At 69.4% G+C, this 15089-nt stretch carries 13 protein-coding genes; 6 read left to right on the top strand and 7 right to left on the bottom strand.

From position 1 onward, the window contains the following. The first annotated feature begins 6 nt into the window (after positions 1-6). Together AOZ06_RS24615 and AOZ06_RS24610 are read left to right on the top strand one after the other, a co-directional pair. Positions 7-2721, top strand: coding sequence for a helix-turn-helix transcriptional regulator (locus AOZ06_RS24615; RefSeq protein WP_054291566.1), 2715 nt, complete (start codon positions 7-9; stop codon positions 2719-2721). 100 nt (positions 2722-2821) lie between these two features. Beyond that, complete coding sequence (locus AOZ06_RS24610; protein ID WP_054291565.1) at positions 2822-3571, top strand: SDR family NAD(P)-dependent oxidoreductase; 750 nt, start codon at positions 2822-2824, stop codon at positions 3569-3571. 7 nt (positions 3572-3578) lie between these two features. Here AOZ06_RS24610 and AOZ06_RS24605 read toward each other — a convergent pair whose 3' ends face one another. The 7 genes from AOZ06_RS24605 to AOZ06_RS24575 all read right to left on the bottom strand — a co-directional run bounded on the left by AOZ06_RS24605 (position 3579) and on the right by AOZ06_RS24575 (position 10257). Then, positions 3579-4001, bottom strand: coding sequence for a nuclear transport factor 2 family protein (locus AOZ06_RS24605; RefSeq protein ID WP_054291564.1), 423 nt, complete (start codon positions 3999-4001; stop codon positions 3579-3581). An 11-nt stretch (positions 4002-4012) separates the two neighbouring features. Further along, entirely contained in the window at positions 4013-6040 is a 2028-nt protein-coding gene (locus tag AOZ06_RS24600; RefSeq protein ID WP_054291563.1) for an NADPH-dependent 2,4-dienoyl-CoA reductase, read from the bottom strand. After that, the gene (locus AOZ06_RS24595; protein ID WP_054291562.1) at positions 6037-6588 is read right to left on the bottom strand and encodes a PadR family transcriptional regulator; all 552 of its coding nucleotides are present in this window, start codon (positions 6586-6588) and stop codon (positions 6037-6039) included. Before AOZ06_RS24595 ends, AOZ06_RS24600 begins: the two co-directional genes overlap by 4 nt. A gap of 62 nt (positions 6589-6650) precedes the next feature. Continuing rightward, positions 6651-7133 carry a winged helix-turn-helix transcriptional regulator gene (locus tag AOZ06_RS24590; protein ID WP_236952388.1) on the bottom strand — a complete coding sequence of 161 codons (483 nt, stop codon included), beginning with the start codon at positions 7131-7133 and terminating at the stop codon, positions 6651-6653. 3 nt (positions 7134-7136) lie between these two features. Next, entirely contained in the window at positions 7137-8138 is a 1002-nt protein-coding gene (locus AOZ06_RS24585) for an NADP-dependent oxidoreductase (RefSeq protein ID WP_054291561.1), read from the bottom strand. Further along, positions 8135-9103 carry an LLM class F420-dependent oxidoreductase gene (locus AOZ06_RS24580; protein WP_054291560.1) on the bottom strand — a complete coding sequence of 323 codons (969 nt, stop codon included), beginning with the start codon at positions 9101-9103 and terminating at the stop codon, positions 8135-8137. The genes AOZ06_RS24585 and AOZ06_RS24580 overlap by 4 nt, the downstream gene beginning before the upstream one ends. Beyond that, entirely contained in the window at positions 9100-10257 is a 1158-nt protein-coding gene (locus AOZ06_RS24575) for an acyl-CoA dehydrogenase family protein (protein ID WP_236952386.1), read from the bottom strand. The genes AOZ06_RS24580 and AOZ06_RS24575 overlap by 4 nt, the downstream gene beginning before the upstream one ends. 272 nt (positions 10258-10529) lie before the next feature. Here AOZ06_RS24575 and AOZ06_RS24570 point away from each other — a divergent pair, with 272 nt between their 5' ends. From AOZ06_RS24570 to AOZ06_RS24555, 4 genes are read left to right on the top strand one after another with little or no spacing between them, the layout of a single operon-like run. Beyond that, the gene (locus AOZ06_RS24570; RefSeq protein ID WP_236952384.1) at positions 10530-11150 is read left to right on the top strand and encodes a Crp/Fnr family transcriptional regulator; all 621 of its coding nucleotides are present in this window, start codon (positions 10530-10532) and stop codon (positions 11148-11150) included. Positions 11151-11206: 56 nt separating this feature from the next. Then, a complete protein-coding gene (locus AOZ06_RS24565) occupies positions 11207-12196 on the top strand; it encodes a hypothetical protein (protein ID WP_054291558.1) in 990 nt (329 codons plus the stop codon). Positions 12197-12201: 5 nt separating this feature from the next. After that, entirely contained in the window at positions 12202-14289 is a 2088-nt protein-coding gene (locus tag AOZ06_RS24560; protein ID WP_225954740.1) for a hypothetical protein, read from the top strand. 9 nt (positions 14290-14298) lie between these two features. Then, positions 14299-15051 carry a hypothetical protein gene (locus tag AOZ06_RS24555; RefSeq protein ID WP_054291556.1) on the top strand — a complete coding sequence of 251 codons (753 nt, stop codon included), beginning with the start codon at positions 14299-14301 and terminating at the stop codon, positions 15049-15051. Positions 15052-15089: the final 38 nt, after the last annotated feature.

The following is a 15089-nucleotide window of genomic DNA, read 5'->3' as shown; positions in this document are numbered from 1 at the left end:
GGTGCCATGTTGGTGGGCCGCGATGGGGAACGGGACCACGTCGAGCGATTGCTGGAGCAGGCGGCTGCCGGTCGCAGCGCGGCGCTGGTCATCCGGGGCGAGGCCGGGATAGGCAAGTCCGCGCTGCTCGATCACGCCGTGGCCACGGCCGGCGGTGCGCGCGTGGTGCGCGGTGTCGGCATCGAGTCCGAGGCCGAGCTGGCGTTCGGCGCCCTGCACCTGCTGCTGTACCCGTTCCTGGATCGGCTCGACCTGCTGCCCGGCCCGCAGGCCGGCGCGTTGCGAGGTGCGTTCGGCCTGTGCGGCGACACGGCGCCCAACCCGTTCCTGATCGGTGCGGCGGCGTTGACGTTGCTCGCCGAGCTGGCCGCGGAGAAGCCGTTGTTGTGCGTGGTCGATGACGCGCAATGGCTGGACCGCGGGTCGTCGGACGCGTTGCTGTTCGCCGCTCGACGGTTCCAGGTGGACCCGGTCACGGTGCTGTTCGCCGTCCGTGACACGGCGGTTCCGTTCCACACGCCCGGTATCGACGAGTTGCGTCTGTCTGCCCTGGCACCGGACGCGGCAGCCGGTCTGCTCGACCAGAACAGTCCCGGGTTGACAGCACCGATGCGGGCGCGGGTTCTGGAAGAAGCCAGGGGGAACCCGCTCGCGTTGCTGGAGCTCGGCGCGGCTCGTCTGGCGGCACAGCGTGCCGGTCGTGCGGAGCCCGCGCACCAAGTCGGCCCGTTGCCGGTCACGCGACGAGTGCAGGAGACCTTCCGCGAGCAGATCGTCAGCCTGCCCGAGGCGTCCCAGTCGATGCTGCTGGTCGCCGCGGCCGACCGCTTCGCCGAGATGGACACAGTGCTGCACGTCGCCCGCGCGGTCGGCGCGGACACGTCCGACCTGGAGGCGGCCGAGCGCGCGGGGCTGATCAGCGTGGCGGACGGGGAGCTGGCGTTCCGGCATCCGCTGGTGCGCGCCGCCGCGTACCAGTGCGCCACCCACCACCAGCGGATCGCCGTCCACCGGGCCTTCGCCGAGGCGCTCACCGCCCCGGACGTCCTCGACCGCCGAGCCTGGCACCTCGCGACCGCCACCACCGGGCCGGACGAGGCCGTGGCCGCCGAGCTCGAACGGACCGCGCAACGGGCCGAACGCCGTGGCGGGGCCATGGCCGTGTCCGCCGCGTACGACCGCGCAGGCCGGTTGAGCGTGGATCCCGAGCTCAAGGCGCGCCGGATCGCGAAGGCCGCACTGGCCGCCTACGACGCGGGCAAACCCGACCGCGCGGCACGCCTCGCCGTCGAGGTCACGGCCCTCACCAGCGAGGCGAGCGTGCTCGCGGAAGCGACGTTGCTGCGTGGCCAGATCGAATACGAGCGGACCTCCCCTGAAGCGGATGCCGCGCTGGCGTCCGAGGCGGCGCTGCTGGTCATGGACAGCGACCCCGAACGAGCGGTCGTCATGTTGACCGAGATGATCTGCACAGGCCGGGACGCGGGCGCTCTACCCCTGGTCACCGAGGGTGGACGGCTGATGGGCCAGTTGCGCCTGCCCAGGGAGTCCGTGCTGCGGGCGTCCGCCGAGGCGCAGATCAGCTGGGGTGACGTGCTCAGCGGCAGGCCGGAGAACGCCGCCGGTCCGCTTCGCGCCGTGATCGAGGCCGGTCGGGCAGGCGACGCGGACTTCGTCCACCGGATCGTGGCCGGGTTCAGCGGGCTGATGCTGGCCGAGGACACGGCGACCATCGCGGTGATGGAGACGATGCTGGCGCAAGTGCGCGCCAGCGGGGCGTTGACGTGGATCCCGTACGCGCAGGAGATCGTGGCGTTGGTCCAGGCTCTGCGCGGTGACTTCCTGACAGCGCAGACCTGTCTGGCCGAAGCGGTGGCGCTCGGCACCGAGTTCGGGATGGACATGGAAGTCGCGGTGCTGCGGGCCACCTCGGTGTGGCTGGCCGCCGCGACGGGTGACGAACCACGATGCCGTGAACTGGCCGCCGAGGTGCTGCCGGTCCTCGAAGGACGGCACGCCGTCGGCACCGCCCTGACGTCGTGGGGCCTCGGTCTGCTCGATCTCGCCGCGGGACGGTACGGCGACGCGTTCGTGGCGCTGCACGCCGTGTGCGTGGGTCCGGCCAAGTACGACTTCCTCATCCGTGCCGTCCCGGACCTGGTGGAGGCAGCGGTCCGGGACGGTGCCCCCGCTCGGTGCGCCGGTCAGTTCGTGGCGTTCGAGCGGTGGGCCGCGCACGTGGACGGTCCGGTCGCGACGGCGTTGCTGCGGCGCTGCCAGGCGATGCTCGATGACTCGGAGGAGCACTACCGGGCAGCGCTCGACCTGGACACCGGCCGGTTCGACCGGGCGAGGACCCAGTTGCTGTACGGCGAATGGTTGCGCCGCAAGCGCCGCCGTACCGAGGCGCGTGCTGAACTGGACGCGGCGCTGACCGTGTTCAAACGGCTGGGCGCGTCGACCTGGGAGGGGCGTGCGACGACCGAGCTCACCGCGCTCGGCGAACGCCCGGCGCTCGAACCGGTCCCCGACGACCCGCTGAGGAACCTGACACCGCAGGAGGTGCAAGTCGTTCGACTGGCGGCGACCGGGTTGAGCAACAAGGAGATCGGTGCGCAGCTGTTCCTCAGTCCGCGCACGATCGGCCACCACCTGTACCGCGCCTATCCGAAGCTGGGCGTCACCCGACGGATCGAACTGGCGCAGCTCGGGCTCGGATGACTTAACCGTCGCGCCGACGAGCGGCCGCAGGCCAGTCACGTGACCGATGTGAACGGGTGTGACCAGGTCATAGCGTCGCCGGCAACGAGAGGAGAAGGTGATGTTGCTGGAGAACAAGACCGCGGTGATCTACGGTGGCGGCGGCTCGATCGGTGGCGCGGTGGCCGGTGCTTTCGCGGCCGAGGGCGCACGGGTCTTCCTGGCAGGCCGGACACCGGCGAAGCTCGACGCGGTCGCGGACCGGATCCGCGCCGCGGGCGGCCAGGCCGAGACAGCCGTGGTCGACGCGCTGGACGCGTCCGCTGTGGACGACCACATCGACGCGGTCGTGGAGAAGTCCGGCGGCGTGGACATCTCGATCAACCTGATCACCCAGGAGGGGATCTTCCAGCCGCTGGCCGACATCGCCACGGCCGGCTTCGTCGAGGCCATCGGCAAGGCGCTGACGACGCAGCTGATCACCACGAAAGCCGCGGCACGGCACATGGTGAAACAGGAGTCCGGGGTGCTGCTGTTCTTCGGCGGGTCGGACGCCGCCAACACCAGCCCCGGCCTCGGCAACGTGCAGGTCGGCATGGACGCCGTCGAGTCGCTGCGCAGGCAGTGGGCGGTGGAGCTGGCGCCGCACGGGATCCGTACCGTGACGCTGCTGACCGGCGGCATCGTCGACACCTTCCCGGACATCCCCGAGATGGACGCGGCCAAGCAGAGCATCATCGACTCGTCGCCGCTCAAGCGCGCCGCGACCATGGCCGACGTGGGCAGCGTCGCCGCGTTCGTCGCCTCCGAGCAGGGTCGCAGCATCACCTCGACCCAGGTCAACATCTCCTTCGGTGCGTGCAACGGCTGACGGCCGGTCAGCTCGCTGTGACTACTCCGTCGGCGACCAGGCCCGCGTAGATCGCCTCGCTGACGGTCGCCAAGGCGGACATCGGCCGGATCATCACGGTGAACGTGGTGATCCGGTCGTCGTCGTCGAGCTGGATCAGGTCGATGCCCTCGATCTTCTTGCCGTTGACGAGGGTGCGGAAGTGCAGCATGTGCGTCTCCACCTCGGGCCCGCCGTCGCCCTGTTGGCCGCGGCCGGCCAGTGCTCCGACGTAGCGGAACTCCTCGAAGGTGCGGCCCAGCACGCGGAACAGGGCGCTGACGGTGCCGATGCCCGTGAACGGCGTGAACTTCACCGGGCTGTGGAACACGATGTCGTCGGTGAACTCCCGCACCGCCGCGTCGAAGTCGCCCGCCTCGATCGCGGCGCGGAACCGGTCTGCTGCGTTCATGTCCTGTCCCCTCAGATGCTCGCGGCCAGGCGGGTGCCCTGGTCGATGGCTCGCTTGGCGTCCAGTTCCGCGGCCACGTCGGCGCCGCCGATCACGTGTGTGACGACGCCTGCCGCGATCAGCTCGTCGGCCAGGTCCCGCATGGATTCCTGCCCGGCGCAGACCACGACCGTGTCCACCTCGAGGGTGGTCGGCCGTTCCCGCTTCTTGCCGAACGTGATGTGCAGGCCGTCGTCGTCGATGCGTTCGTAGTTGACGCCGGTCAGTTGCTCGACGTTCTTGGCGGCCAGCGCGGCCCTGTGCACCCAGCCAGTGGTCTTGCCGAGCCCCTTGCCGATCCGGGATTCCTTGCGCTGCAACAGGTAAACCTGTCGTGGCGACGGCCGCGGCTTGCGGTCGGTGAGGCCGCCGCGCGCGGTCTCCGGATCGGTCACGCCCCATTCCGCCTGCCAGGCAGCGATGTCCGGCGCCGGGGACTCCGCGTGGGTGAGGAACTCGGCCACGTCGACGCCGATGCCACCGGCACCGATCACCGCCACCCGCTCGCCGACCGGCTTCCCGCGCCGCACAACGTCCACATAGGACATAACGGCCGGGTGGCCGACGCCGGGGATGGACGGCACACGCGGCACGACGCCGGTCGCCAGGATCACCTCGTCGTAGCCTTTCCCGGTCAGCTCGGCCGCGGTGACCCGATGACGGAGGTGCACGGCCACGCCGGTGACCTCCAGTCTGCGCCGGTAGAACCGGATGGTCTCGGTGAACTCCTCCTTTCCGGGGATCCGGCTGGCGATGTCGAACTGGCCGCCGATGTCGGCCTCGGCCTCGAACAGGTCGACCCTGTGCCCGCGCTCGGCCGTCGCGGTGGCCGCGGCCAGTCCGGCCGGGCCCGCGCCGACGACCGCGACCCGCTTGACCTTCCGGGCAGGCAGCAGCACCAGCTCGGTTTCCCTCGCCGCCATCGGATTGACCACGCAGGTGGCTTTCCTGGCCGAGAAGGTGTGGTCGAGACAGGCCTGGTTGCAGGCGATGCAGGCGTTGATCTCGTCCGCGCGGCCGGTTTCCGCCTTGCGGACCCACTGCGGGTCGGCGAGGAAAGGGCGGGCCATCGACACCATGTCCGCGTCGCCGCGGGCGAGCACTTCCTCGGCCACCTGCGGCATGTTGATCCGGTTGGACGTGATCACCGGGATGCTGACGTGCGGCCGCAGTTTCGCGGTGACACCGGTGAAGGCGGCGCGCGGGACCGACGTGACGATGGTCGGCACGCGAGCCTCGTGCCAGCCGATGCCGGTGTTGATCAGCGTCGCGCCCGCGGCCTCGATCTCCTTGGCCAGCGCGACGACCTCGTCCCAGGTCTGCCCGCCCTCGACGAGGTCCAGCATGGACAGGCGGTAGATGATGACGAAGTCCGGCCCGGCGGCTTCCCGGCTGCGCCGGACGATCTCCACGGCGATCCGGCGACGGTTCGCCGGTGAGCCGCCCCACCGGTCGGTGCGCTTGTTGGTGCGCGGAGCCAGGAACTGGTTGATGAAGTAGCCCTCGGAACCCATGATCTCGATCCCGTCGTAGCCGGCTTCCCTGGCCAGCGCGGCGGATCTGGCGAAGTCGGCGATCGTGGCGCGGATCCCGCTGCCGGACAGCGCCCGCGGCCGGAACGGGTTGATCGGGGACTTGATCGCGGACGCGGACACCGACAGCGGGTGGTAGGAGTAGCGGCCCGCGTGCAGCACCTGAAGCGCGATCTTGCCGCCTTCGGCGTGGACCGCGTCGGTGACCACCCGGTGCCTGCGCGCCTCCGCGTGCGTGCTCAGTTTGGAACCGAAGGGCAACAACCAGCCGGACCGGTTGGGCGCGAACCCGCCGGTGACCATCAGCGCGACTCCGCCACGGGCCCGTTCGGCGAAGTACGCGGCGAGCTTGTCGAAGTCGCGGGCGCGGTCCTCGAGCCCGGTGTGCATCGAGCCCATCAGCACCCGGTTGGGCAACGTGGTGAAGCCCAGGTCGAGCGGGCGGAGCAGGTTCGGGTACTCGGTCACCGGTCCTCGCCTCCGTCGCGCCGCATGGCTTCCAGCACCTCGCCGAACCAGTCGACCAGGCCCCGCTCGGCCCGGACACCCGCGCGCAGCACGAGGTACTGGTGCAGGTGCCGCCCGGTCAACGCGGCCGGGTCGGGAAAGTCGCGCTTCTCGATCACCCGGTACACGTCCAGGCGCTCGGCATGGGCGTCCCGGTGCCGGGCGACCTCGGCCAGCAGGGCGGGGATGTCGCCGTACGACGCGCCGCGGATCTTCACGGCCAGGTCGTTGCGCAGCACGGCCGGGTCGCCGGGCTCGGCCAGCCACCGCCGCAGCTCAGCCCGCCCGGTGTCGCCGACCTCGTAGACCTTCTTGTCCGGCTTGCCGTCCTGGGCCACCTCGGTACAGGTCACCCAGCCGAGATCCACCATCCGCTTGAGCGTCCGGTAGATCTGCTGGTGGCTGGCGGCCCAGAAGAAGCCGATCGACTTGTCGAACCGCCTGGCCAGCTCGTACCCGGACCCGGACCGTTCCTCCAGGGACACCAGGATCGCGTGCTCCAAGGCCATGCGGCCGACAGTAATATGCAACGAGTTGTAGTGCAACGAGTTGCATATGTCTGTGCTCCAGGTCACACCTCGGGGTCGGCTCCGGCTGCGTACGACGGCCCCGGCTCCGGGGTGACGGTGTGGTACGCGATTTCCCCGCCACACTCGACACACGCGACGTACGAATCGGCGACCTGGCCGCATTCCTTGTGCCGGAACAGGATCGGCGGGCCGCCTGGGTCCGCCAGGTACTTGTCACCCCACCGCATCAAGGTGACCACCGCGGGGAACAGCTCACGGCCCATCCGGGTCAGCCGGTACTCGTGGCGGTCGGGATTCGTCGCGTACCGCACCCGGTCGAGCAGCCCGGCCTCGACGAGAGTCTTCAGCCGGGCCGACAGCGTCGGCCGCGGGATCGACAGGGTGCGCGCGAACTCGCCGTACCGGCGCACCCCGAACAGGCATTCCCGCAGGATCCGCAGGCTCCACTTCTCGCCGACCAGCGCGAGCGCCCGGCCGACCGTGTCGGCCTCGAAGCGGTGTCTCACCGTCTGCCTGGTCGACACGCCTCACACCGCCAGGACGAGCTTGCCCGTGTTGCGGCCGTCGAACAGTCCCAGCAGCGTCTCGGGGAACGCCGCGATACCGCCTTCGACCACGTGCTCGCGGGAGGTCAGCCTGCCTTCGGCCAGCCACGCGGACAGCTCCGACGCCGCCTCGGGGTACCTGGACACGTAGTCGAACACGAGGAAACCCGTCATGGACGCGCGCTGCACGAGCAACTGCATGTAGTTCGCGGGGCCGCGCATGCCGTTCTCGGAGTTGTACTGGGACACGGCGCCGGAGATGATCACACGGGCGCCGCGCGTGATCCTGGTCAGCACGGTGTCGAGGATCTCGCCGCCGACGTTGTCGAAGAACACGTCGACACCGTCCGGTGTGTGCTCTTTCAGCTGGGCACGCAGATCACCGGCCTTGTAGTCGATCGCGGCGTCGAAGCCGAGTTCGTCGACGAGGAACGCGCATTTCCCGGGCCCGCCCGCGATGCCGACCACCCGGCAGCCCATGATCTTGCCGATCTGACCGGCGACGCTGCCGACCGCACCGGCCGCGGCCGACACCACGATCGTCTGGCCCGGCCGCGGCCTGCCGATGTCCAGCAGTCCGAAGTAGGCGGTGAACCCGCTGCTGCCGAGCGTGCCGAGGTACATCGGCGCCGGGGCGCGTGACGTGTCGATCGTGGACACGCCCGTGCCGTCGGACACGGCGTACTTCTGCACCCCGAACAGGCCCTGGACCGCGGCCCCCTTGGGGAACCGGCCGTTGTTGGACTCGATGACCGTGCCGGTGCCCGCCGCCCGCATCACGTCGCCGATCTCCACCGGCGCGATGTAGGACCGCTGGGCGTTGATCCACCCGCGCATCGCCGGGTCCAGCGAGATGTACTGCAGCTCCACCAGGAACTCGCCGTCCCCCGGCTGCCCGGCCGGTTCCTCCGTGTACTGCCAGTCCGTGCTCTTCGGCAGGCCGACGGGACGGGCGGCGAGGCGGTACTGGGCGTTGACGGTCATGCGTGCTCCTTGAGTGCACCGAGGACGGAACTGCCGGCGGGGTCTTCCGCGGTGCACGGTACGAGAGCGACGTGATCCGCGCCTGCCTGGCGGTACTTCGCGATCCGGTCACGGATCTGGCCGGCCGTGCCGATCGCGCACACCCGGGCCAGCAGTTCGGCCGGGAGATCCTTGGCGAGCCTGGCGTACGACTCCCCCGCGCGTGCCCGCCGAACCAGCTCGCCGTAGCCGAGTTCGGTGAACATCTCGCCGTAGCCGGGTGGTTTGAGGTACACGACCAGCTGCCCGGCGAGTTGGCTGATGCTGGCCGGTCCCGGGTTGAGCGCGACCGACAACCAGACCGCGAGCCTCGGCGGGTTCCGGCCCGCTGCGCGTGCGTGCGCGTCGACCGTCTCCCGCACGCGGGCCACGATCCCAGGGGTGACGATGTTCAGCACGACCTCGTCGGCTTCCTCAGCGGCGACCTTGGTCATCGCCGGGCCGAACGCGGCCACTGCGACCTCACGCGACGGCAGGGCGTGCCGCAGCCGGAATCCCCTTGTGCGTACTCGTTCTCCGGCGAAGTCCGCGCGGCCGTCCTCCAGGATGCCGCGCAGTGCGCGGACGGTTTCCCGCATCCGCACCGCGGCCTTGCCGAACGGGCGGTCGTGCCAGTCACGCACGATCGTCGGGCTGGACGCGCCGAGCGCCACGTCCACCTCACGCCCGGTCAGCCGCGCGACCGACGACATGCCCAGAGCGATGGACACCGGGCCGCGCACACCGATGGCCAGCGGGCCGATCCGCAGCCCGATCTGCCGGGTCCGCAGGCCGATCGCGGTGGCCAGCGCGAAGGCGTCGAACGTCACCATCTCGCCGATCCACAGTGTCCGGTAGCCGAGCCGGTCGGCCGCGTCGGCCACGTCCAGCGCCTCCAGGTCTGGCCGGTACAGCCAGTACGGGATCACCACGCCCAGATCGCTCACAGCTGGTCCGCTCTCGCCTGCTGGCCGAGCAGGATCTTCCCGGGCAGCTCGTAACTGGCCTGGTTGACCTGGAAGTGCGCGGTGGCGGTGTGCGCGTCGCGGAACCGTCGCTCCAGCGGAGACGAACGGTAGATGGTCGTACCGCCACCGAGTTCGTACATGGCTGTGGTGACCTCGGCGGAGGTCCGCACGACGTGGGTCGCCGCCAGCCGCAGGCCGACCCGCAGTGACTCGGATACCGGTTCGCCGCCCTGCGCGGCCTGCCACGCGTCCGCAATGGACTGGTACATCAACAGCCGGGCGGCCCGCAGCGCCGCCTCGCAGGAGGCGACCGTGGACTGGGTGTGCGAGCGTTCGGCGAGTGTCCGGCTCGAGCCGAGGGATTTCCGTGTCCCGGCGATGGCGAGGAGGTCGTCGATCGCACCGCGGGCGTTGCCGAGCGCGGCGGCCGCGATCGACAGGGCGAAGTAGCCGAAGAGCGGGAACCGGTGCAACGCGGTCGCGTCCGCGGGCGGGCCGGAGACGACGGAGAACACCCGGTGATCCGGGACGAAGACGTCCTCGGCGACGCAGTCGTGGCTGCCGGTGCCGCACAACCCGTTGGTGTGCCAGGTGTCGAGCACGCGGAGGTCGGTCTTGGGGATGGCAGCGACCTTGAGTTCACCGTCGACCAAGAACCCGGCGCACAGCCAGGAAGCGTGCGGGATCCCGCTGCAGAACGCCCACTGTCCGGAAAGGACAACGCCACCACCGGCCGCGACACCCTTGCCCCGCGGCGCCCACACACCCGCGGCGACGACGTCGGGATCAGCGAAGACCTCCTCGGCGCCCTTGGGCGGCAAGTAGGCCGACAGCAGGCTGCTGGTGACCGCGATCGACACACACCAGCCCGCCGAAGCATCACCACGGGCGACGACCTCAGCCGTTTCCAGGCTCACCGCAGGCGGCGCCTCGGGCCCGCCCAGGTGAGCGGGGACGCCGGAGCGCAGCAGCTGCGCCTTGGTCAGCCGCTCCACGAGCTCAGCGGGCAGAGCACGAGCCTGCTCGGTGGCCGCGGCCAGACTCCTGGCCAGCGCGGCACTGTCCAGCGCAGCGGCACGCATCTCGTGGAACTCACCGGGTGGCGCGGTGGCAGGCACGACTGAGTCAGGCACTGGCACTCCCGCGTCGGTTCAAAATCCTTACCGGTTCACTATCCTTACCACCCGAGCCGGCATCGACGCAACGTGACGCGTTGCTCGTCGAGTTCACCTGCGCCGCCGCCCAGCGTCATGGTGATTGGCACGCTCTGTTCGGGTGAACTGTCGGCATGCCGCTGCACCCCCGATGGCGACCTCGTTACAAACAATCCGTGACCGAGGCATACCCGCTCCACCGATCGCGCGGCTTCCGCTCGCTCATCCCGACCGGTGCTTGGACCGAAATCGTGGGACAAGGTGTCCGTACCCACCACACCACGAAAGATCGGTTGGTACACCAGGGCGACACCGGAGGGTGGGTACTGCTGTCACTCTCCGGCCGGTTGAAGGTGGTGTACGCCGAACCTGACGGCGCGGAGATCATGCTGGCGGTTCGCGGCCCAGGTGACGTGATCGGCGAGCTGACAGCGCGGGACGGCTTGCCCCGGTCGGCGACCGTACAGGCGATCGAACCCGGCATCACGTCCAAAGTCTCCGAACGACGTTTCGCCGACGTCGTCCAACGGCTCGGCCTCAGTGCCAGGCTCGACGGGTACATCTCGGGCAAGCTCCGTGAGAGTGCGCCGTACGCGTGGCAACTGGCCCATCGCACCACGGCATCTCGGCTGGCCGCGCTCGTGACGGCGATCATCGACGCGGCCGGGCCGGACCATCCGTCGCCCACCACGATCGCCATGCCACAGGAGGAGCTGGCCTCCTCGCTCGGCCTGGTGCGTTCGGCGATCACCCCGGTGCTCAAGGCATGGAAGTCCGCCGGGCTGATCGTCGTCACACGCGGCCGGCTGGAGGTCGTGGACGTCCCGGCGCTCAGAAGAGCCGGTGTGTCCACTTCTGGACAGAACCGGTAGCCGCTGCCCGGGAAACTCGCGTCCAGTCACCCGAACAGCGGCATGGAGGAACACCGTTGGATTCGCAGCCCTCCGAGGTCAACCCCTCACTCGGCGAGCTCGTCGGCATTCTCGCAGTCGATGTGCGCCGGTTCAGCAGGCACAACGACACGCAGCAGCGGAAGATCGTCGATCAACTGCCCCAGGTGCTCAACCAGGCGGCGGAGCGCGCCGGCCTGCCCGCGCTGTGGCACCAGAAGGCATTCAACGCCTTCCGCGGCGACGGTTACGTCATGGGAATCGCCGCGGATCTGGTGGATGCCGTGGTCGACCGCTTCTTCGACTCCTTGCAGAGCGAACTGCGCAAGCGGGCCAGGGGCCTGCGCGCCGACGGCGTCGAACTCCGCATGCGCACCAGCCTGCACCTTGGCCCGGTCGCACAGTTCGACAAGCTGTTGACCGACTCCCCGACAGGCCGGCTCATGATCGATTCGAACCGGATGGTCGACGCGCCTGCTGTCCGGGCCCTGCTCGACAAGTCCGATCCGGAAGTCACGTTCGTCGCCTCGGTGTTGTCGGGTGCCGTGATGGACCACGTCATCATGGCGGGCCGGACCACCCGGCGGCCGAGCGAGTTCGTCGAGGCACCGCTGCACGTCGATGCGAAGGAGTATTCCGGGACGGGATACCTGCGTGTACCCGCGCCTTCCGGTGCTCTCCTCCGATTCGGCTTGCTCACCGGCCAGCCGGAGTCGCCCGCAGCGGATGTCCCGCAGGAGGCGCCGAAACCGGACAGCGACAGTCAGGTCACCAACACGGTGCACGGAAGCGCCGGCAACATCCTGCAGGCCCGCGACATCGTGGGGAACGTCGACACCCGTCCCGCACCAGGCGTGAACAACGGCACCTCGATCATCGGCAACGGCAACGTCACCGCTGGTCGTGACGTGGACCAGTCGGCCGGACACCAGCAGTTCCCTGGCACCTTCCAAGCCGGTGGTGATGCCGACTTCGGCCCGTCGAGCGGCCGCCGCGGCAACGGCGACGCCGAGACAGGGACACGGTGACCGGCGTGGAACTGCACGACGTGGATGCATTCGGCATGCTCGATTCCCCTGCTCGCGAACCTGACCACGGCACCCCGGCGGTAGTTGACCGGATGCCCGCGATCAGGGGCAACGGCAACGACACAGCACTGCGGGACATCCACAAGCCGCGTGTCACGATCGGAACCGCGCTGATCGCCAGTGATCTCTCCGGACTCGGTGATCTCTCCGCACTCGCCGTGGCCCGATCCGGGAAACGCAGCGGGCGTGGCCTCCAGGACCGCGATGCGCTCCGGCACCTGGCCGAGCGGTACGTGGTGCCACCGGGACTGCTCGAACCCGCTTCTGCCGAACACCCTGAAACGGCATTCGGCGCATTGCTTGAGCGCAGGGTCCTGCTGGTGACCTCGGAGGTCCATGACGGCGGTCAGTTCACGGCCTGTCTGCGGCTGGCGTACGAGGTGTCGACACGTCACCCTGAGGTTATCGTCCGCGAGGAGCTCATCGACCAGCTGCATGCCGGCGACCTGCTCGTCGACGGCGAACCCGCCGTGGTGCTCGGTGACTTGCGTGATGCCCGCGACAAACTCGAAGTCGTGCGACGAGGGCTGGTGGAGTTCGCTCGCCACCTCTACCGCCAGCAGAGTTACCTCATCCTCATCATCCCCGCGGACCAGGCCCGCCGGTTCGAGGACTTCCTCCCCGGCCGCGTACACCACCTGCGTCAGCCGGAACCGGTCGAGGTCTTCCGCAGGCACGTACGCGGCTTCGACGCGGATCCGCTCGCCGGGGACTCCGATTTCGCTGATCAGATCCGTGACATGTGGCCGCCGGAGATCAGGGAGCTGGCGGACGCCGTCTCCGACCGGATCAACCAGGGCGACCCTCCCGCGGACGCGCTCAAGCAGGCACTGCGCGGCCGAGCGGACCGGCAAGGCCCGGCCCTGCGGGAGATCATCCGCAGCAGGCAGGAGAAGGCCGACATCGAATGGCTCGCTTTGCTGCTGGCCGCGACGCTCCTCGAGGGCGCCACACCTTGGCACATCGTCGACGCCGCTGACCGACTACTTGAACGCAACGGTGCGCAGCCGCGGAAAGCCGTGCCTTTGCTGCGGCCAAGTCCGTACGCCCGGCTGGTCGCACTCGACTACGAGCCGTTCGACTCCGACAGTCGCGAGTTCCGTCCACACGGCACCGGAACCGAAGTCCTGCGGCACTTCTGGCGGGAACACAGAGACCTGCGCGGGACGCTGCTCACATGGATCGGCGAACTGCCCCACCGGATCGTGGATCTCGCACAGGAGGATCTGGAGCGCCTTGCCGACCGGTGCGCCGAACTCGCGGACGACGACGTGTCCGCGGTCCTGCGACTGGCCGCTGAGTGGACCGCGATCAGATCAGGCGGGAACGCCGACCCGGAGAAGACTTCGGACCACAGGACAGCCCAGTACCGCCGATCGATCGCGGTACGCCTGTTGACGACGACTGCGACCGACCCGGCGTTGGGCACGCGTATCCGGGACAAACTCCTTACCTGGTCGAGAACCGGCAACGCGGAAACTCGGCTCCTGACCGCTGAGGTCTGCGCGGCCATCGGCAAATCCTTCCCCCGTATCGCGCTGACCCGGCTCAAGCACCTGGCGGACTTCGAGGACCAGTTCGTGAACAGTGCCGTGCTGCAGGCCGTGCGGCAGATCGGTGCGGATCTCGGTACCTCCAGTTTCCTCAGGTACGTGTCCGAATGGTTCGAAAACGCCACCCCGGCCAGGCTGAACCTGCTGGCGCAGAGCGTCGCCGCGGTGCTGGTGACAAGGGCGGAGCAAGTCGACATCGAGCCCGCGACCTCGTTCTGGCGCCACGCCCTTGACACAATGCCGCCGGAGGACCTCCGCCGAGTCGTCGCTGGCTGGCTCAGCGCGGCAGTTGAGGCTCCGCCTGCACAGCGGGACGCGATGGTCGAACCTCTCGTGCTGGCGACCGGGTCGGATCCACGCCGGATCGCGCAAATGCACTACGCGAGCCGCTTCACCCGGACCGACCCGACCGATGCCCTGACTGCGACGTTGCGGCAGTTGTCGATTCGGCTCGACGAAGTCGACCCCGTCTGGGGGTAGGCGACACCGATGCTTGGACGGAACTTCCTGCGCCGGGTCGATCCGCAGGAGGCCGGCGCGCCCGAACCGGCGCCAGCCGACGACCTCATCGTGGGTGGCGAGATCACCTTGTCGCTGCCCAGCTCGGACGAGGCCCTGCTGTTCCAGGTCCGCCTCGTCGTCGAGGCGAAGTGGCTCGGTGAGCCGCCGCCCGGCTTCGCCGGCATCGCGAACAACGCCATCGCCGATCGTGCCGAGAGGGTGAGCAGGCGGTACCGACTGACCGCTGCCGAGCAGCTGAAAGGTGCGCTCAGTGCGGCGTTGTTCCTGTGGCAGGACGCGCCGGGAACCGACGTGTACGTCCGAGGGCACTGTGCGGCTGTCGTCGCCGACGCCGAGCTGGTCGCGGCGATCGCGGCTCGTGAGGCAGCAGCAAGTCGCCGGTTCGCCTTCTCGTGGCAGGACGAGCGCCGATCGCAGCAAGCCGAACAGATGCGATCCCGACTGCTCGACCCGCTGCGCGCGACGGCGAACTGGTACCTGGACAATCCGGACAAGCCCGACCGGCTCGTCGAGATCGCTCAGGCATTCCAGCAGGCACGAGAAATCCTCGCCCCAGACGATCTTGCAGACTCCGCCGGCCGGCTCGTCGACGAGCTGATCGCGTCCAACCCCGTTGCCGGGCACCGGCTGACAGCCATCCTGCGGAAGGTGTTCGCGGATTGCGGCAGGCAAGACCTCAGCACGCGGCTGGCGAACTGCGAAGACGCCGAGAGCGCGTGAGACCGGAGAGGCAGGAGCTTCTCCGTGCCGATCGGTAC

This window comes from Kibdelosporangium phytohabitans (assembly GCF_001302585.1).
GTDB classification, from domain to species: Bacteria; Actinomycetota; Actinomycetes; order Mycobacteriales; family Pseudonocardiaceae; genus Kibdelosporangium; species Kibdelosporangium phytohabitans.
This window is presented reverse-complemented; position numbering and strand designations above follow the sequence as displayed.

Bases quoted from the DNA above. Each gene is read 5' to 3' on its own strand.
- AOZ06_RS24610 (WP_054291565.1), top strand. From the start codon at position 2,822: ATGTTGCTGGAGAACAAGACCGCGGTGATCTACGGTGGCGGCGGCTCG.
- AOZ06_RS24605 (WP_054291564.1), bottom strand. From the start codon at position 4,001: ATGAACGCAGCAGACCGGTTCCGCGCCGCGATCGAGGCGGGCGACTTC.
- AOZ06_RS24615 (WP_054291566.1), top strand. From the start codon at position 7: ATGTTGGTGGGCCGCGATGGGGAACGGGACCACGTCGAGCGATTGCTG.
- AOZ06_RS24595 (WP_054291562.1), bottom strand. From the start codon at position 6,588: ATGGCCTTGGAGCACGCGATCCTGGTGTCCCTGGAGGAACGGTCCGGG.
- AOZ06_RS24555 (WP_054291556.1), top strand. From the start codon at position 14,299: ATGCTTGGACGGAACTTCCTGCGCCGGGTCGATCCGCAGGAGGCCGGC.
- AOZ06_RS24585 (WP_054291561.1), bottom strand. From the start codon at position 8,138: ATGACCGTCAACGCCCAGTACCGCCTCGCCGCCCGTCCCGTCGGCCTG.